The sequence below is a fragment of the Bradyrhizobium sp. UFLA05-112 genome (genome assembly GCF_053572325.1).
Genome location: NZ_JBANBK010000024.1, coordinates 83,756 through 101,626, shown reverse-complemented (window position 1 = coordinate 101,626; position 17,871 = coordinate 83,756). Strand labels below are relative to the sequence as shown.

The following is a 17,871-nucleotide window of genomic DNA, read 5'->3' as shown; positions in this document are numbered from 1 at the left end:
TGGTCGGCTTCACCGATGGCGCCCGCGAGAGCGCGCACGACTGGCGCGATCTGCTGCTCGATCTGAAGCGGCGCGGGTTCGACGTACCTCCGCAGCTCGTGATCGCCGATGGCGCACTCGGGTTCTGGAAGGCCGCCGGTGAGGTCTGGCCGAAAACGCGCGAGCAGCGCTGCTGGGTGCACAAGGCCGCCAACGTTCTCGCCAAGCTGCCGAAGAGCCAGCACCCGAAGGCCAAACGCGCGTTGCAGGAGATCTGGATCGCCGAAACGAAGGCCGCCGCCGAGCTGGCGTTCGACGCCTTCATCGAGAGCTACACGCCCAAATACGAGAAGGCGGCCGACTGCCTCAGTAAGGATCGATACGCGCTGCTGGCCTTCTACGACTTCCCGGCCGAGCATTGGAAGCACCTGCGGACCACTCCAATCCACTCGAACGCGTCAACGGCGAGATCAAGCGACGAACCGAAGTGGTCGGCATCTTCCCCAATGAGGACGCCATCACCCGTCTGGTCGGCGCCATCCTGCTCGAACAGAATGACGAGTGGGCGGTCCAGCGCGGCCGCTACATGACACTGGAAACGATCGCCCCGTTGGGCGATGATCCCCCCGTCAGCTTCCCGGCAATCGCCAGCTGATCGATCCGGCTCATGCCGGCGAACGTGGTGGCCTAAGCTCAGCTACACCACGCCACGGGACACGATCCATGCCAGCGCGGGGAGACGTTTGAAATCATTATTTATCTGAGGCGCTACGTCCTACTTGGATGGCTTGACGAAGAACGAGATGCAGCCCTGGTGATTGTTGTAGAACCACTGAAAGCTCTGCGGCACCGGCAGAGCTGCTTCATTGACATAGAAGATGAGCTCTCCCGGCACCTTCGGAGATACGTACTCGGAAATCTTTCTGAAAGCCGGATTCGGGTCGGGCTCGAGGAAATCGACCTGATCACCGAATTGGCCGTAGCGTGCGATCGGCTGGAACCACGGCTCGCCATAGTAGCGTCGTAGCGGCAGCTTGAGCACGTGTAGAGCCATTTGATACCAACTAAGCCGTGTCGCATCCGCCGGATCGCCGAAGGTGCTGTAGCCACGGCCATCCGTCGTGACGCCTGCACCGCCCAGCGGGACACCCGGCTGCGTACAGGCCGCGTGATCATCCTTGTAGTTCGGGTGTTGCTTTTTGAGCTCGCCAGGGTCTGGTGTGGTCCAGATGAAATACCGGTCCAGCCGTCCGATCTTGTAGCCGGTCGCATGACATACTTTGCTGGCATCGAACGAGATCAGGACGCCACCGTCAGGAATGTCTGTGGGCGCTGCAGATTTTTCGCAAATGAGGCCGGCCTGATCGACTGCCGTCAAGAGAAACTTCGCGGCGACCGTGACTGTCAGATAGGCTAAGATCGCCGCGGAAATTGCTGGGCCAACGTAGTATTTCCAGATCGATTGCACAAACAGCAGGCCGCTCTTCGGATTGCGCTCCGGCTTGATCGACACGGGAGTCAGTTTCTCGTCAAAAGCCTTCTTCCAGAGCCCCTGCATCTCTCCGGTAACGCTGGAAGCAACACGACTGCTTCCATACAGCAGGGCGGTCAGCACGAGGGCCAACACGCAGAATGTGAAGGGGTAATCCGCGTATGAGCTAAGCCAGCCGGAGGCCCAGCCTGGAACGAAGCCGCTGGCCGTCCGAATGATGTCCGAAACGATGCCAAGCGGGTTCGCATCTGCATTGATCGAATTGCCGCGTCCAGCCAGTGGAAAAATGATCGCAAAGGCGGTCGCCGCGAGAGTTGAGAAGTACAGGGCAGCGCGTAAGTACACTCTCGGCCAAACCCCTTTTCGCTCGGCGCTGACGCGCGCAGCGGCCTGGCTAGCGGTCTCGTAGAGGCCGTTTCCCGGCTTGGTTGGAAGTCTCTTGACTTCGAAGGTGCAGTAGTCGGCATTCTCTGGATGCGGGACCGGCTTTGCCATCACGATATCGTATTCGTGCGGAATCCCGATCGGCGCATAGACATGCGCGTTATTCTTGATACGACGTAGCGCGGTCTCGTGGATCTTGGGTCTTTCGATGTAAACCTCGTCCCCCGTAGTTCTGGAAAACCGCTGGTCGCACAACCGTGAAAGCCGACGAGGGCCATAACGATAGTAGGCGCCAAAGCCCGAGCGTGGATCGTAGAGCCTGCCGTCCTTGTCCTGCGCCTGTCTCACCTCGGCCAACGCAGCCGGGTTCTCGGTCTTGAATTTGAGGCCACACGCTCGAGCCTCCTCCATGATCCAGCAAAGAGGGATTTGGGCCAGCGAGTCGTCGGGATAACCTCCGCCCACATTCGCATGGACGCCGCAGAACCAGACCTGCACGATCCGCTCGCTGGCGGTAAAGCCCGGTTTTTCCGTCTCTGCCGGCGCCATCCATTCCGGATCGCGCTCGTTCCAGAGAATGGGATGAAAGGTCGTCCGCTCATCATCGAGTGAAAGTGCGTGGCAGGCGCGTTTCACCTCGTTGCCAAGCGTGTGATTGGGGAGCTCGAGCGGCCAGATCCATTGGCTCACTCCACGCGTCATCTCGTCGATCGGCAACCCGTAAGCCGCCACCGTGTCCCAGAGGCCGAGGAAACGGATCTCAACGGCATGTCGGCGAGCTGGGACCTCTGAATCCCATGCGAGGATAGGCCGACCGATGAGCTTTCGGAATCCCTGATAGAGCAAATACCAGTTGGTATGAAAGTGCTTGCGCTGGTAGTCGCGATAGGCCTGACGGGCCTGCCGATCGAGCTCCTCTTCCGAGATGCTACTCGCATCGATCAGCCCCTGGTCCAGGATCAGCCCCGTCAAGACCCTGATCGTGAAGGCGCCGCGCGAAAAGCCGAAACCAAAGATTTGGTCATCCTTGCCGCGGTGATTGCGGCAAGCAAACTTGTAGAGCTCGCGCACGTTGCGGCGAAGTCCGATGCCGAATGCGCCGCCTAACAGCGCAAGCGGCTTGAACGAAGAGGTGCCGACACCATCATCGTAGAAGGCGACTTGATCGTCGTTCGAGAGGTCAAGTGCGCAGAATAAGCGCCAGACATTCGTGCGCCAGACCTGGGCGGCCGAATTGCCCGTGCCGTCGGAAAGGAGGACGATTCGTCTCGGCATGTCGGCTTTCCTCACCGCAGGAGCAAATCCAGATTGAAGAATTGAATTTTGTTTGAACTCTCGCCTACAGCCCGGCTGCTCATTGACGATGCGACGGGGGCGTACTCCAACAGTTGCGCGCCCCCGCCGCGAGTACAGCTACTCCGCCCACTGGGCCTTCAGATCATCGACGCTACCTGCAAACTGGTCGCAGTCGAGGCGTTTGCGCCGGTCTCCGGGAATTCCCGGTACAGTCTTGCGCCCGGGCCCCTTCTCGCCGTCGGTGTACTGCCACAGCCAATACGTCTGCCAGCTCCGCTGCACGGTTAGATGGTTGCCATATTGTGCCAGCCAAAGCCTGTGCGAGCCGAAAAACGGTTCGCTCCTGTTGCCAAGTGCGGTCTTTAGCGTGTCTCCGCTGTAGAGCACCGCTTTCCGTCCGAGCTCGTTGTTGACAAGCTCCAGGAACTCACGTGCTCCCTCGAGTGTCATCTGGTTTCCATCATCGCGCTCAAAATCAAGGGCAACGAGCGTGTCCTTGTCGGGATCAGCCCAGTCAAGGAAGTTGCTCACCTGATCGCTTATCGGTGCATGGGCCGTACCCCAATGCGTTGCACCCCAAAGCAGCCCTGCACGATTTGCAAGATCACGCCGACGCTTGTACGCATCGTCCCTGCCGGACGCGCCAGTTGTCGCCTTGTGAATGACCCCACGCAGCCCCGCGGCGAATGCCTGATCGAAGCTGACGACACTGTCTCCGTGAAAGATGTCGACCACCAGCGGAACGCGGTCCAGCCCTGTATCCACAGCCGCTTTGCCAGGAGAGAGGGACGGCGACAGCTCGATCCGCTGGATGGAAGAGAAAGCGCCGGCCCACGCATAGGCACTGTCCGCCGTCCGGTACCAATGCGCGTTGCCCTGGACGGCATCGCCGATGACAAGGCCTTCGATCGAAATTGTTGTCCCGGCATTCAGCTTTCGCAGAACCGGAGATTGAAGGCTTGGCGAGCCCTGTCTCAGATTGACCCTGACATTTGCGGTGGCTTGGCCGTTAATAGGCAATTCAACAGCTGATCCCATGGCATTTATCCTACGGCGTCATCGGAAGAATTAGTGGCAACATGCTTCACTGCGGGAGCATCCGGCTGGTTGCCTGAAATCCGCGTTATGAAACCTTCGATGAAATCGGCACCGGTGTAGCCGGCTGCCGCGATCGTAAACAGCTGCTCGGGAGAAATAGTCTTGCTGGTATCCGTGATGAGAGTGATTGCGGCAAAGGCGCCGGCCACGCCCGAGCCGGTAGACAGCAGGCGAGATACGCCCGTGACGGCAAGTCAATCATCTCACACGCGCCCCCACGTGAAGGAATAAGCAAGCCAAATGCAATGCGTAAAGTATTTGAGGGTCGACCTCCTTCAGCAACTCCCAAACGGGGGGGCCCGAACATATCCACAGCCGAAAGTTGATCGACAAGATTGTAAAGCGCGCGGTAGCGCTCTCTCAACACCCTCGAAGCAAGTCTTTTGCTCGCGATACAACCCAAGCATTGGCTACGAAAGCGCAAACGAAAGATATGAAATAGGTCTAGTTAACGACCTCCTCTCAAAAGATGTTCGCGGCCGTCTTTAGCCAGGCATTCGGTGCGGGCAAGATGACATCATAGGCTTGCCGGGCCTCCCGCGGATCATGCGTAGCAGCGATGGGCAGGACGATCCGGCACCCGGAGCGGTATTGTTCGCTCGCCGCGAGAGTACTTCGCGAAAGCCAGCTAATTCGCTAAGAATCAGCAATAGTTGAAAATCAGATCGAATTGCGTGTCTCGCGCATCCTATCGCTACGTGACCACCGTAGCTGTCTCGCTGTCGTGGCTTTCGCCTATTCAACGATGCTCACTAGGCTGCTCGAAAAGCGGCGGAGCCAGCCAGCGCCAGTAGTATTGCGTAGTCCAATTGGCCGAAAGAGTGCCCACGGATTCCAATGCAAGCCTTACAGCAGTTGAATCCGGCTAGAGCGGGATAGTGCGCGTTGCCGCCGAGAGTCTAATCGCGATCGCCCCTTAGGAGCGCCTTGCGTACGCGGGGTACTGAGGCATTGCAGTGGCAGCTTTAGACGTGGGCCGATCTCTGCAAAACCAGCCTTGAAGTACAATGCCAAGCTGGAATTGCGGCTCCACATCGGCTGCCTGGGCGCCGCCAATTCAAGCTGGCCCCAGCCTTTTGCCGCCCCCAAGCGTACGGCAGCCTCAATGAGGCGCATCGCGACCCCAGACGATCGCTGGTCCGGCACCACGTAGAGTTCGGTGATAGTGGCGTAGGTCCCGCGCGCGAAAAGGGCTGCACTTTCCGACAACATAATGACGCCGACCGGGCGGTCCTCCGCGAAAGCTAGAAACCCATAGATACGTTCCTTCATGGCAAGAAGTTCAGCCACAAGCTGGGTATCTGGTTCGGCCAGTACCTGGCCGGCGCCGAGTTCGGCGACTAGGGCAGCAACCATGTGGGTCACCGTTGGGGCGTCATCGACAGACACTTCGCGCGTGGTCACCATATGTGATCCTCCTCCAAGCTCAAGCAACATGCACCTGGTGCATCGGCGGGCATCGCAACCGGCGCGAACGCAAAGGACGTTCCACGCTCGACCAGACTGACGAAGATCCGCGCCGCGAACAGCAGCATCGCGCCTTAGCGAAGTTTAGGACGCCGGATGTCCTATAGATCAGCACAAAGCCGATGGCGACCAGCGAAAGCAGAGCAGCGCGATAGTCGTTCTGACATCGTCGTCCAATGACTAAATCCTCTCAGACAATCTTCGTATGCGCGAGTCCAAGACAAACTCTTTTTGACAGAGTGGAGATAATCAGCCTTTCGTATTTTTCGAGTAGACGCGTTGATATTTGCGCGCAGAAAAACGACCAACGCGCACCGGTTGGTGACGAAATCATGCAAGTCGCTGATAACCCAACGCTCGCACTTGCATTTGACACTCGTTGGCTTATGCGCTGCGCCCAACCCGTCGTAAACTTCGCTCATCTCGCCCGTTGTAACCCGGTGCATCTCACCGTTCTCGGGTAAAAATGTCACCGACCAAGTGAAATGCGCCGATCTGGCGCTGACCATCGGAGAGTAGCTTGTAGCTCCGCACTGCACCTCGCTTACGAGATAGACGTACTCGGCAGGCTCCTTTTCGCCGTAGAGTTGCTTCCCCGTTTTGTACGTGAATTCGCTTGACGATGGGTTGAGTTGCTCGCCAAGCGGAAGTGTTTGAGCGAATTTGGGCGAGGCGCGTGGTCTGTGGTGATGCGAACAAACATCAGCCGGCTCCTGAATCAAAAATCAACCCGGACAAAAACTCTCAAAACAGAATTCAGTGTCGCTGGCACGTCTAGCAGCGTTCAGGGACTCTCAGTATGACGGTTGTAGCATTTACACGAATCGTAAGACCGTCAATCTCGCGGTTTTTGATCTAGATCCGAAGCAGTCTAGGGATAATTGGTTCAATGGCTGGCAGTCCATGGCCTGGCATTCTGCCCAGGTTCACGAACCGAGCGAGGCAAAGTCAACGATTTCCGGCGCGCTGAAGTCCCTTGAGAGAGAAATGCGTCGCCGGTCTGCAGTATGCCGCCGTATCTCGACTTCAACTGGAGTTCCGGTCGCGAGTGAGCGCGACGGGGTTCTTTGAGGTGCGTGAACAAAGGTTCAGGTCGGCGGTTGAGATCGCCTTCACATTGTGGAGACAGAAATGCATTTTCGTACACCACCAATTGCCGCGGTGGCCGTTCTTGGCTTGATACCGATCTCTGCGGAGGCCGGTTCAGAGTGTCCGGTTACGTTTCCAGTCGAGTTGGGGAGTAAACTCTAGCGGCTACTTCAATGTTTTCGGCCGGCGGTACATTTATTGCCGCTCAAGCTGGACGGGTGATTGCCGCTTCGACCAATCTCTCAAAAGCCCGCACATGGGACTCTGAAGAAGCTGAACATATCTACTTACACCTACACCGCCAAAGTGGGCAAGGGCAACGACGCGTTTGCCGTCAGCTTCACGGGAAAGGGCCCTTCGGGTTCGGGAACGTCGGTAATCACCATGAACGCGACAGTTCAGTGAGACGTGGCCGAGGCCGGTTTAATAGGACATACGGGCCAAGACTAGCGTCGGGAGTGACCTACTCCCGGCTCCGCAGGGCAAAAGCCGAAGCGCCGGCGGCCATCCCGAAGGGGCCGGCTAGCCAGGTGAGTCTTAATCACGGCGTTCGAGCATGCGAGCCTCCATCGCCAACGCCCGCATCAAAGACTCGCACAGCAGGCGGACGCGGACGAATCTGATCGAGTTCGAGTGCTATTCGTTCTGATACGACGCGCTTCTCGCTGCACGTATTGACGAACATTAGGTACTTTTGTCGATTGTCATGAAATCGAAGGTTCTTCTCGGGCTCGACATCTTTGATCACTTGAACCGCAGCGTGCGAAAACTCAGTCCGTGCAACGGATGACACGTCAGTCTCTTTCTCAATGATGGTAGCAATTCTTTCGTGAGGTCACCGAGCCGTCGACAATGCAAAGAGCAGAGAGCCGCCGCACAAGGCCATATCGAAGATCGTGTCCCGTGGCGTGGTGTAGCTGAGTGGGTGTCACCACGTTCGCCGGCATGGGCCGGATCGGTCAGCTGGCGATAGCCGGGAAGCTGACTGCGGGATCATCGCCCAAAGGCGCGATCGTTTCCAGCGTCATGTAGCGGCCGCGCTGGACGGCCCACTCGTCGTTCTGTTCGAGCAGGATGGCGCCGATCAGGCGAATGATGGCGTCCTCGTTGGGGAAGATGCCGACCACTTCGGTCCGCCGCTTGATCTCGCCGTTGACGCGTTCGAGCGGATTGGTAACCGGTATGAGATTTCTCGGTGCCGATGTTCCGCTGCGATATTCAAGATCGTAGCGTATGGTGCGACCATCGGGACAGAGGCACCGGGAGCACGAAGGTGCGGGCCGGCCGATGCATACGATGAGCCGCGAGCTCGAGTTAGTAGCTGGCCGCCTCTGCGACTCGCCCGGTTGCGCTGAGAGCGCGAATCCGTAGTTGTCGTGTCGCCCGTAGCTCCCGTCATGTGTTCTGATTGGTAGGAGGTGCGAATGCGTCCCAGCTCTTGGTTACGCCGCGCTCGACGTGCCAGGTGTCAGAACCATCCTGCCGTAAGATCTCATAAAGTTCCCGAACAGAAGGCTTATACTTCATGGTTGCAATATACGAGGCGACGTTGTCTGCGGAATTGCCGCTCAAATACTGAACGGCTGTGGCCGTTGCGTGCAGCCGGCCGGATTCGTTGGAGATGAGGCCCCACGATTCGAAGAGTCGAACCATGGTGCGCGTTGGCCGCTCGCGGAGAGAGAAATGAAGTCATAGCTCCTCCTCCGTTACCGGATGACCATCGAGATAAGTAAAGAGATCAAGCCATGAGACTGCGGCGATATAGAGATCAGCGGCATAGGAGCTATCGCGCCACTTGATGATTTGTGCAATATCGGGAGAATAGACAGGGGCGGCTTCAGCGATATCGCCGCGTGACGTCAGTGCAGACGATTGCATTGCCGCAAGGCCTTCTCAGAACGATTTTTATTAATGGCTATTGCTGAAGCTCGGCGAGCTCTGGTGCGATGTTCAGCCACCAATCAGTGACACATGCATGTCATCTAGATCAATTGCTAGTGTTGGTAGTTGACCTCTTCCAAATGTTGCATGCCGCACGATATTGTAGGAGTAGCGGCCGCGACAATCACGAGCCGCGCGATTATTGGTGAGGGGCGTTGCCCAAGACGCGGCAATGCGGAGTACTTCTTCACATGCTTAGCGCTGATACGAGCGCGACGCTTACTCTCTGGTACGATACTTGCTGTTCTCCTCGCTGGGGCCTCAAAGGCACACAGGAGGAGAAATGACCCAGCCCACGATTAGGGCCAATGATGGTAATGGCGCGCATGCGACAGCGAAATTCGACGCTGTTGTCATCGGAGCGGGCATTGCGGGCCTTTATCAACTCTACCGTCTGCGAGAGCTCGGGCTGAGCGTCAGGGCGATCGACGCGGCCTCCGGCGTCGGCGGCACTTGGTATTGGAACCGATATCCCGGTGCGCGCGTCGATTCAGAAGGCTACATCTATCAATACCTTTTCTCGGAAAATCTCTATAAAGGATGGAGCTGGAGCGAAAAGTTTCCGAGCCAGCCGGAAATCGAACGCTGGCTGAATTACGTGGCGGACGGGCTTGATCTGCGTCGAGACATTCAGTTCAACACGACGGTCAAGAGCGCTCATTTCAATGAAACGGTGGAACGATGGGTGGTCACGACCGACAATGGTGATGTGATAGACGCCCAGTTTCTCGTCACTTGTTGTGGCATGCTCTCGGCGCCCCATGTATCCTTCCCGGGGCAGGAGACCTTCAAGGGCCAGGTGTTTCATACGGCGCGATGGCCGCATCAGCTGGTCGATCTCGCTGGCAAGTGTGTGGGCGTGGTTGGTATCGGAGCGACGGGAATCCAAGTTATCCAGACGATCGCGGAAGAGGTTGGCCATCTCAAGGTGTTCGTCCGCACCCCACAATACATCATCCCTATGAAGAACCTCAAGTACGCGGCCGCGGACGTCGATGTCTACAAGTCAAAGTTCAAAGTCCTTGCGGAGCGGCTGCCGCATACCTTCACGGGCTTCGAGTATGACTTCGAATACGCCTGGGCCGATCTACCCCCTCAACAGCGTCGCAAGGTGATAGAGGATTGCTGGAACGACGGTTCTGTAAAGTTGTGGATTTCATCCTTCGTTGAGCTGTTTTTCGATGAAACGATTAACGGGGAGATATCCGAATTCGTGCGCGCGAAAATGCGCGAGCGCCTTAGGGATCCCAAGCTGTGCGACCTGCTGATCCCAAGCGAATACGGTTTCGGCACCCACCGGGTACCTTTGGAGCAGAATTTCCTCGAGGCGTTCAAGCGACCCAATGTGGAGATTGTCAGTGTCAAGACCAACCCAATCGAGCGCATCACGGCCGAAGGCATTCAGACGGCGGATGGCACGGTTCACCCGCTTGACGTTATCATCCTGGCGACCGGATTCGACGCAGGAACTGGCGCTTTGACTCGTATCGACATCCGCGGTCGCGACGGACGATCACTGAAGGAAGAATGGAGCAGAGACATTCGGACCACTATGGGGTTGCAGGTGCACGGCTATCCCAATCTCTTCACGACCGCCGTGCCGCTTGCTCCCTCGGCAGCGCTTTGCAACATGACCACCTGCCTGCAGCAGCAGGTTGAGTGGATAACCGGATGCATCAGCTATCTCCGTGACAAGAACCTGAACGTAATCGAGCCCACCAAAGAGGCGGAAGAAAAGTGGGTGGCGCATCATGATGAGACTGCCAATGAGATGTTAGTCGCCAAGACCAATTCTTGGTACTTGGGATCGAACGTCGAAGGGAAACCGCGCCGGGTGCTCTCCTACACCGGCGGGGTAGGCAGCTATCGACAAAAATGCGACGAGGTCGCCGCAAGCGGCTATCAGGGCTTTGCTATGCACTAGCTCCATACTTAAGAACGATTCGGATGCGAGCAATTGCGAGAGTTCCCGACTGATGGACTCTTATCTGGGAAAATGGAGCCGTGATGGGAGTGCTGTCAGCTCTTCGGGTCGTCGAGATTGGCAGTTCGGCGGCAACTAGCTATTGCGCGCGATTGTTGGCCGACTTCGGCGCGGATGTTCAGAAGGTCGAACCGCCGGCGGGCGATCCACTTCGCGACTGTGCGCCGCTCACTCCGATGGGGCAGAGCGTTTGGTTCGCGTTCCTGAACTTCAACAAATCAAGCACGATCATCGACCCCGCTGCCCCGAATGCGATCGCGCGGCTGACTGCGATGATCGAAAACTGCGATATACTGATTGACGGCAGGGACGTTGATGCAGCGGATTGCCCGCCCATTGACATCGCCGCGATCCGCCAGCGGCGATCCAGATTGATCTGCCTCGAAGCGAGCTGGTTCGGCCGCGAGGGTCCTTATGCAGGATTTGCCGCAACCGATGCCACCATCCGCGCGCTCGCCGGCCTCGTCAAGCTGGTCGGACCGGTCGAGGGGCCGCCGTTGCACGCACCAGATTTCCAGACCGGTATCCTCGGCGGTTTGTGGGGGTTCTCGCCGCGGCCTCTTCGGCGGTTGCACGAACGAAGGGTGAAGCAGGGGCGTCGTGGTCGGTCAGCATCTTCGAATCGAGCCTGGCTATCAGCGAATATCTCATGTTCGAGGCATCGGCGCGCGCCGAGGTCATGCGCCGGATTGGCGTTAATCGCTTCTGGCCGGTTTTTCCGGGCGGCATTTACGAGACCAGGAAAGGATGGCTCGGTGTGACGACGTTCACACCGGCACAATGGCGCGCATTCTGCGATATGCTCGGCCTGTCCGAACTGCGCGACAATCCGGCTCTGGTCCTCGGCGAAGAGCGATTGAAGCACATTGAGAGGATCGAACAACAGTTCGTGCCGAGGCTGAAAGCGCGGACAGCGCAGGAGTGGTTTGCGGAGGGACGCAAGCGGAAGATCCCGATCGTCTCCGATCTGCTGCGCGATACCAAAAAAAAGGTGCGCGGCGCAATCGTGCCTGTCGTGCTTGGCCAAGAAGAAGGCATGACCGCCGGATCGATGCAGCGGCTCACCATGACGCCGCCGCGACGAGGCGGCAAGGTTCCGGAACCGGGCGAGCAGCAAACTTTTGCGGACATCCAAAAGCAGCGATCCTTGGCTATGTCGCAGGCGTCCAGGTGCGTTGATGCCGGACGGCAGCCCTTGCGTGGGATCCGCGTCATTGACTTCACGATGGGCTGGGCAGGTCCGTTGTGCACGCGCACTCTGGCTGATCTTGGTGCAGACGTCATCGCGGTGTTGACCGACGGCCCGCTTATGTCGACGCTCAGATGTACGAAAAGACACCGGCTTTCTGCGTCATGAACCGCAACAAGCGAGGCATCACGCTCGATCTCACGCAGCCCCAAGGACTCGCTCTTGCCAAGAGTCTGCTGGCGGGAGCCGACGTCGTCGTAGACAATTATTCGGTTGACGTGCTGCCAAAGCTCGGGCTTGGCTACGAGGTGCTTCGAACGCTCAATCCTCGGCTTGTCATGTTGTCGATGTCAGCTTTTGGAGCAAACAGCCTCAATCGCGATTGTCGGGCCTACGGCTCGACCCTCGAGCAGGGCTCTGGGCTGCCGATGGTAGTCGGAAATCCGGACGGCCCTCCCGTGATGAGCCACGTGCCTTTGGGGATGCCGTCGGTGGGTTGAACGGCTGCGCAGCGGTTCTGGTCGCGCTGATTCACGCCCGCGATACCGGGCTAGGACAGTTCATTGACCTGTCGCAAATCGAATGCATGATGCCGTTTGCGGCGCCTTGGATCACCGTTCAATCGATCGGCGGCGTGCCGCCACCCAGGTATGGTACTCGACATCCGCAGTTCGTGCCGCATGGCTGCTTCCGGTGCGCAGGTGAGGACAGCTGGGTCATGGTAGCGGTGAGCGACGAGACCATGTGGCAGAGGCTTGCCATTATCATTGGACGGGCAGACTGGTCGAAAGACGCATCGCTGCAATCTGCGGAAGCGCGCCGCGGCATCGAGGATGAGATAGAGAAGGTCATCGAGGCCTGGACGCTCACCCGCGATGCCGAGCAGGCGATGTTGATGTTGCAGGCGGAAGGAATTGCGGCTGGAGTAGCCCGGCAGCCAACTGACCTGCTTACGGACCCGCATCTCCGGTCGCGTGCATTTCTGCAGAAAGTGGAACGTGCGTTCACTGGCGTGCATCCACAGCCGTCAATGCCGATTCGGGATGGTTCTCGGCCTCTTGCGATCCGCATGGCAGCGCCAACTCTGGGAGAGCACAACAGCGAGATCCTAACAGGACTTCTAGGGCTCTCCGGCACCGAGATCGCGCAATTGGCATCGAAGGGCATCATCGGGACGTCGATGGTCGCCGTGCGGCAAAAAAGCTAACAAGCGTCCTGAACATAACAGTCGACCGCAACGACGCACATTTGCCAACGTCCGCTTTTTTCGTTCGTGGTGGAGGTGCCGATCGGTGAGGGTACCCGCCGGCTTTCTCTAGCTCGCGGAGGACGAGTCGTCCGGTGTCAGATCCGCGACAAATTCGACATTGAGCTCTTCCTAGCGTCGAAGGTCTTGGTCTTCGGCTTTGGAGTTCTTGGGTCATTTGCACTCCTGGTTCGATGTGCCGCAAGCGGCAGGACGGCCGGGAGACAAGATAGTTGGATTTCGGTCGTTGCCGACATGCGATTGGTCCGAAGAATATCGGCGCAGAGCGCGCCCGTAATGCGACCACGGGGCTTTGGCTTACCCCGGTAATGCGCACTCGCCCCCTCGGACGGTTATAGCCGAGCCAAACGGATGCTGATGGCCTTTCTTGGTTTGGAGGAAGGAAAAATCGGCACGCACAATATTTGCCAGCGTCACGGCCAGCCTTACGCTGCTTCGAGCGAAGAAGCTCTGCATCCCCACGGCCTATTGGTCGGGAAATCCAATCTTCATCGTTCCGGTCGACCTCCTTCAATCCGCAGGGTCGGCAGCTGCCAGGAACCACAATGAAAGCTAATGCCAGCGCCCGCTGGCAAGTTGAGCGTCGTCAAGAGAGGGAAGAGGATTGCAGGCTTGAACAGCTCAGAGCCGACGAAGAGTGGAAGTTCAATATTCGCGAGAAGTTTTGCGGTTTCAATGGAATAGATCACGTCCTGCGAGGCCCGCTGCGTGGCGCCTTTCATCCAGACCTGAAGAAAACGGATCTGATCGGTTGCGGAGTTCGTGGAAGTGACTTTCCCGAAGAGCTCCATCGCCTGTGTTGATTCGGTTTGAATTCGTTCCTGCCAATGACAATAGATATCGAAAGCTCTTTTCGAGAACTCCGTCTGCGTCTCAATGGCTCGCTTGGCAAAGTCCTGAAATGCGCCTGTAGCAATGCCTATGTCATCGTTGAGTCCATCTTCCTTCGTCATCACCATCTCCTGTTGTTGTGATTGCTAGCGCCGGCGCTCGAATCGTCCAGGATGAGAAAGGGGGGCGATGGGATGCCCTCGTCGAAACGTGCAGCATGAGCCGCGCGGTGCGCTCTCAGGCCCGTTGCACAGCAGCATGATCGCTCAGCTCGGCGCCGCGCCAAGCACTTCTGCCGATCTGACAGAGGACACCAGAATAGCTTTCGTTGATCAATCGGGCTGGCCTCATCTGGACCCTTGGGAAGACCGTAGGAGCGCACCGGCGCCGTCACCTCTAATCCATCCCAGCAATCGCCGTGCCACTAACGAGGTTGCGCGCGTCCCTCTGTGAAGAAAAAACCTCGTGTTTTGCAGCCGGCGCTGCTGGAGACCTTCGTCAGGCTGGACATCCGTGTCTTCAACCGGACAGAGATGACGATCCTAAAATGAGGCGACCGCCTGGACCGCGATATTCGTACCGATGGGGTACTGCCCAGCTCCCGACCTTTCGGTTCTGCGAACGCCCTTGTGCGGCGCCTGTCTAGGGCAGAACTTCGCCCCCGGGCTTATCGACCTACTCATGAAGTTGCGGGGCTGTTGCGGCAGATTTGATATTGCCTGCGATGCAGTCAACTACCAACCTTGTCAATTGATGGAGAGGACGAACACATGGCTATCGTGACCGATAGACGATCAAGCGAACCACGGAACGGAGCCAAAAAGAATGAAAGAAATGCTGCTGGGCATAGTTGCCCTGATTGCGATGGCCGCTTCAGTCTCCGCCGCTGATCTGACGGTGCGGCCCCACGTCAAAGCGCTCGCAACGGTCACTCGGATCTACGATTGGACCGGCTTCTACGCCGGCATTGATGGAGGTGGAGGCTCCGCGCATCAGTGCTGGGACGTCGTCAATGCTGGCGGCTTGGTCGTCGCTCCGCCGCTCATCATGGGATGCCATAGTGCGACAGGAGGCACCGCCGGCGGTCAAATCGGCTATCGATGGCAGGCGGCGAACTGGGTGTTCGGCCTTGAGGCGCAGGGCAACTGGGCCGATTTCAAGGGCTCCAACACCAACCTCGCCTTCGCAGGCGTCAAAGATGAATCAAAAATTAATGCATTTGGCCTGTTCACGGGTCAGGTCGGCTATGCCTGGAATAACGTGCTGCTCTATATGAAGGGTGGCGCTGCAGCCGTCCGCGACAAATACCGGGTCTTCGATCTTGCGAGCGAGCTGACAATCGACAATGGCAGCGAAATTCGTTGGGGCGGTGCGGTTGGCGCGGGTGTTGAATTCGGCTTCGCTCCGAATTGGTCTATCGGCGTTGAGTACGACCACTTGTTCATGGGCCGTCGGGATGTGGACTTCTTTTTCTCAAGCGGTTTCACAGGCGCTCCAGCGAGCGCTCGTGCAGGGACCGCCCGCATCGGTCAAGACGTTGACATCGGGTTGGTTCGCGTGAACTACCACTGGAGTGACGGGGCTCGCAATATTGACCTTCGCAAGTAAGGATCGCGCAGCAGCGCCGATGCCACGTGGCGTGTCGTGGAAGCGTCAAACGACCATCTGCCGCAAGAATGGTTTGGCAGTTGCTCGGCCCTTGCTCCACTGCTTACCGTGCAGATCTTCCTGATTGGTCCGCAGTAGTGCGTGCACGCGAGATGCTTCGGCGTATCAACACTAACTATCGAGAGCGCGTACCCTATCCGTTGCCAGCACAAGTCAGATTCGGATCGGCAATCGCTGTTGCGGCTTGGAAGACAATCATAAGCTAAGCATATGCGATACCTCAGCCGTGAGGGAGAATACCATGACCGACGCTAATGCGGTCAAATCGCAACTCTCGTCCGACCGGCCGATCGCAGGTCGTCGGTTATTCTTCCTCGAGGTGAGCACCAACCGTATTCAAGCGATGAATCCAGATGGTTCCGATCGAAAAGTTATTGTTACGGATTGTCAGCTTCCTGACGGAATCGCCATCGATGTCGGCGCGGGTCACATCTATTGGACCAATATGGGCTCCGGTGTTGCCGTGAACGATGGTTCGATCGAGCGCGCCGATGTCGATGGAAGTGCTCGCAAAGTCGTCGTTCCGCGCGGCGCCACATTCACGCCGAAGCAGATTCAACTCGATCAAAAAGGTGGCAAGCTGTACTGGTCTGACCGTGAAGGTATGCGGGTTATGCGATGTAATCTCGATGGCTCTGCAATAGAGACGCTCATCGAGGCGGGCCGCGGTGACGTGGACCGGCGCGCTCCGACCAGATGGTGCATTGGCGTCACCATCGACACCGCGCGTCGCCAGATTTACTGGACGCAAAAGGGTCCGGACAATGGCGGCCTGGGCCGAATCTTCCGCGCCAACATCGACATACCGGAGGGTGAGAGCCCAGCAAACCGCTCCGATATCGAGCTATTGTTCGATGGCTTGCCGGGAACCAATTCACCTTGAATTCGATCTTGCACACCGCGTCCTCTACTGGACGGACCGCGGCGACCCTCCGCGAGGCAACACAGCCAATCGCGCAAGCGTCGACACGAAGACGGAGCCGGAAATTCTGATCACTCATCTGATGGAGGGAATCGGCATCGCACTCGACGTTCCCGGCAACCAGATGTTCATCACCGACCTCGCCGGCTCGATCTATTCCGCCGATCATGATGGAGGGAATAAACGCAATGTCCTTTGGTCCCAGGGCAATTTCACGGGCATCGCGTATGCCGAAATCGAACCCAATACGGAAACGGATTGACCAGAACAATGCCGATTTCGACCAAACGCCGTGGTTGCCGCTCACCTATCGACGCGAGCTGGACGGCACCCACCTATGACTTAAGCCCTCGAAAGGAGACGCAGTATGAAATTTGAGAGCAAGGTCATCGTCACGATCGCCCCGACGGGAGGTGTGGTGAAAAAATCGCAAAACCCACACCTGCCGACGCAGCCTAACGAAATCGCCGAGGATGTGTACCGGTGCTACGATGCGGGTGCATCTATCGTGGCGCTGCATGCGCGCAGGCCGGACGATGGCGCGACCTGTAATCCGGAAATATACCAGGACATCAATTCCCGGATCCTCGCAAAGTGCGGCATCATCATCAACAACAGCACGGGCGGGGGCATCGATGGAGACATGGTGCGATCCATAGAGCCCGGTCTCGATGAGATTATATTCGAACAGCGTCTGAAGGGCCTCGAGGCCGGTGCTGACATGGCGACATTTGACGCCCACACCGTTCTAGCCTGCTTTGGCGACCGCGAGATTGTCGTTAACACCTCGCCCAGCCGCTGCGACATCATGGCAAAACGATTCCAAAAGAAGGGCATCAAACCTGAGTGGGAATGTTTCTCACTTTCCCATCTTCTCCAAGATCCGATACGCTTGATCAATAAGGGCTTCGACAAACCTCCCTATTGGATCAACTTCGTTCTTGGTGCCGATCGCGGAATTCAGGGCGGATTGCCGTACACGCCGCAGATCCTCAATATGCTCATCGGGAATCTTCCCAAAGGAGCTATGTTTTGCGTTAGCGGCGTCGGTCGAGCACAGGTGCACGCAACAACTCACGCGGTGCTCGCAGGCGGCCACGTTCGTGTCGGCCTGGAGGACAACCTTTATCTCGAACAAGGCATACTTGCCACGAACGTGCGGCTGGTCGAGAAGACGGTTAGGATTATCCGAGAACTTGGGTACGAGCCCGCCACCGCAGTGGAAGCTCGGGCAATGCTTGGGCTCGTGCCACGCAAATAGCGC

General features: G+C 57.8%; 13 protein-coding genes and 7 pseudogenes. 10 read left to right on the top strand and 10 right to left on the bottom strand.

Translation table 11 applies throughout. The features are described from left to right. Together SO180_RS16545 and SO180_RS16540 are read left to right on the top strand one after the other, a co-directional pair. Positions 1-449: pseudogene (locus tag SO180_RS16545) on the top strand (transposase); the annotation flags it as partial. A 17-nt stretch (positions 450-466) separates the two neighbouring features. Beyond that, entirely contained in the window at positions 467-634 is a 168-nt protein-coding gene (locus tag SO180_RS16540) for a transposase (protein ID WP_449379890.1), read from the top strand. A gap of 120 nt (positions 635-754) precedes the next feature. Here the strand turns inward: SO180_RS16540 and SO180_RS16535 are convergent, their stop codons facing one another. The 9 genes and pseudogenes from SO180_RS16535 to SO180_RS16495 all read right to left on the bottom strand — a co-directional run bounded on the left by SO180_RS16535 (position 755) and on the right by SO180_RS16495 (position 8,683). Next, complete coding sequence (locus SO180_RS16535; protein WP_449379889.1) at positions 755-3,130, bottom strand: DUF2235 domain-containing protein; 2,376 nt, start codon at positions 3,128-3,130, stop codon at positions 755-757. 138 nt (positions 3,131-3,268) lie between these two features. Next, positions 3,269-4,189: a GH25 family lysozyme gene (locus SO180_RS16530; protein WP_449379888.1), complete on the bottom strand. Its 921-nt coding sequence runs from the start codon at positions 4,187-4,189 to the stop codon at positions 3,269-3,271. Positions 4,190-4,194: 5 nt separating this feature from the next. Further along, on the bottom strand, positions 4,195-4,398 hold the full coding sequence (locus tag SO180_RS16525) for a hypothetical protein (protein ID WP_449379887.1): 204 nt from the start codon (positions 4,396-4,398) through the stop codon (positions 4,195-4,197). Between the two features lie 697 nt (positions 4,399-5,095). Then, positions 5,096-5,656 carry a GNAT family N-acetyltransferase gene (locus tag SO180_RS16520; RefSeq protein WP_449379886.1) on the bottom strand — a complete coding sequence of 187 codons (561 nt, stop codon included), beginning with the start codon at positions 5,654-5,656 and terminating at the stop codon, positions 5,096-5,098. A gap of 56 nt (positions 5,657-5,712) precedes the next feature. Then, positions 5,713-5,894, bottom strand: a pseudogene (locus tag SO180_RS16515) (hypothetical protein); the annotation flags it as partial. Between the two features lie 275 nt (positions 5,895-6,169). After that, positions 6,170-6,336, bottom strand: a pseudogene (locus tag SO180_RS16510) (cyclic nucleotide-binding domain-containing protein); the annotation flags it as partial. A 1,019-nt stretch (positions 6,337-7,355) separates the two neighbouring features. Next, positions 7,356-7,538 (bottom strand): annotated as a pseudogene (locus SO180_RS16505) (hypothetical protein); the annotation flags it as partial. 226 nt (positions 7,539-7,764) lie between these two features. Then, positions 7,765-7,983 (bottom strand): annotated as a pseudogene (locus SO180_RS16500) (transposase); the annotation flags it as partial. Positions 7,984-8,494: 511 nt separating this feature from the next. Continuing rightward, positions 8,495-8,683, bottom strand: a complete 189-nt coding sequence (locus SO180_RS16495) for a hypothetical protein (RefSeq protein ID WP_449379885.1) — start codon at positions 8,681-8,683, stop codon at positions 8,495-8,497. 346 nt (positions 8,684-9,029) lie between these two features. Between SO180_RS16495 and SO180_RS16490 the strand changes: the two genes are divergently transcribed. The 4 genes and pseudogenes from SO180_RS16490 (at position 9,030) to SO180_RS16475 (ending at position 13,126) form a co-directional block, all read left to right on the top strand. After that, complete coding sequence (locus SO180_RS16490) at positions 9,030-10,670, top strand: flavin-containing monooxygenase (protein ID WP_449379884.1); 1,641 nt, start codon at positions 9,030-9,032, stop codon at positions 10,668-10,670. Between the two features lie 83 nt (positions 10,671-10,753). Further along, positions 10,754-11,182 (top strand): annotated as a pseudogene (locus SO180_RS16485) (CoA transferase); the annotation flags it as partial. Positions 11,183-11,268: 86 nt separating this feature from the next. Continuing rightward, on the top strand, positions 11,269-12,087 hold the full coding sequence (locus tag SO180_RS16480; protein WP_449379883.1) for a CoA transferase: 819 nt from the start codon (positions 11,269-11,271) through the stop codon (positions 12,085-12,087). Continuing rightward, a pseudogene (locus SO180_RS16475) lies at positions 12,054-13,126 on the top strand (CaiB/BaiF CoA transferase family protein). Before SO180_RS16480 ends, SO180_RS16475 begins: the two are co-directional and overlap by 34 nt. A 548-nt stretch (positions 13,127-13,674) precedes the next feature. Here the strand turns inward: SO180_RS16475 and SO180_RS16470 are convergent. Continuing rightward, positions 13,675-14,139: a hypothetical protein gene (locus tag SO180_RS16470; protein WP_449379882.1), complete on the bottom strand. Its 465-nt coding sequence runs from the start codon at positions 14,137-14,139 to the stop codon at positions 13,675-13,677. A gap of 703 nt (positions 14,140-14,842) precedes the next feature. Here SO180_RS16470 and SO180_RS16465 point away from each other — a divergent pair. From SO180_RS16465 to SO180_RS16450, 4 genes are all read left to right on the top strand, one after another. Then, entirely contained in the window at positions 14,843-15,625 is a 783-nt protein-coding gene (locus SO180_RS16465; RefSeq protein ID WP_449379881.1) for an outer membrane protein, read from the top strand. Between the two features lie 301 nt (positions 15,626-15,926). Beyond that, a complete protein-coding gene (locus SO180_RS16460) occupies positions 15,927-16,568 on the top strand; it encodes a hypothetical protein (protein WP_449379880.1) in 642 nt (213 codons plus the stop codon). Beyond that, positions 16,540-16,869 carry a hypothetical protein gene (locus tag SO180_RS16455; protein WP_449379879.1) on the top strand — a complete coding sequence of 110 codons (330 nt, stop codon included), beginning with the start codon at positions 16,540-16,542 and terminating at the stop codon, positions 16,867-16,869. The genes SO180_RS16460 and SO180_RS16455 overlap by 29 nt, the downstream gene beginning before the upstream one ends. Positions 16,870-16,974: 105 nt before the next feature. Continuing rightward, positions 16,975-17,868: a beta-keto acid cleavage family enzyme gene (locus SO180_RS16450; protein WP_449379878.1), complete on the top strand. Its 894-nt coding sequence runs from the start codon at positions 16,975-16,977 to the stop codon at positions 17,866-17,868. The last annotated feature ends 3 nt before the right edge of the window (positions 17,869-17,871 follow it).

Bases quoted from the DNA above. Each gene is read 5' to 3' on its own strand.
- SO180_RS16490 (WP_449379884.1), top strand. From the start codon at position 9,030: ATGACCCAGCCCACGATTAGGGCCAATGATGGTAATGGCGCGCATGCG.
- SO180_RS16535 (WP_449379889.1), bottom strand. From the start codon at position 3,130: ATGCCGAGACGAATCGTCCTCCTTTCCGACGGCACGGGCAATTCGGCC.
- SO180_RS16470 (WP_449379882.1), bottom strand. From the start codon at position 14,139: ATGACGAAGGAAGATGGACTCAACGATGACATAGGCATTGCTACAGGC.
- SO180_RS16450 (WP_449379878.1), top strand. From the start codon at position 16,975: ATGAAATTTGAGAGCAAGGTCATCGTCACGATCGCCCCGACGGGAGGT.
- SO180_RS16455 (WP_449379879.1), top strand. From the start codon at position 16,540: ATGGCTTGCCGGGAACCAATTCACCTTGAATTCGATCTTGCACACCGC.
- SO180_RS16520 (WP_449379886.1), bottom strand. From the start codon at position 5,656: ATGGTGACCACGCGCGAAGTGTCTGTCGATGACGCCCCAACGGTGACC.
- SO180_RS16495 (WP_449379885.1), bottom strand. From the start codon at position 8,683: ATGCAATCGTCTGCACTGACGTCACGCGGCGATATCGCTGAAGCCGCC.
- SO180_RS16460 (WP_449379880.1), top strand. From the start codon at position 15,927: ATGACCGACGCTAATGCGGTCAAATCGCAACTCTCGTCCGACCGGCCG.
- SO180_RS16530 (WP_449379888.1), bottom strand. From the start codon at position 4,189: ATGGGATCAGCTGTTGAATTGCCTATTAACGGCCAAGCCACCGCAAAT.
- SO180_RS16465 (WP_449379881.1), top strand. From the start codon at position 14,843: ATGAAAGAAATGCTGCTGGGCATAGTTGCCCTGATTGCGATGGCCGCT.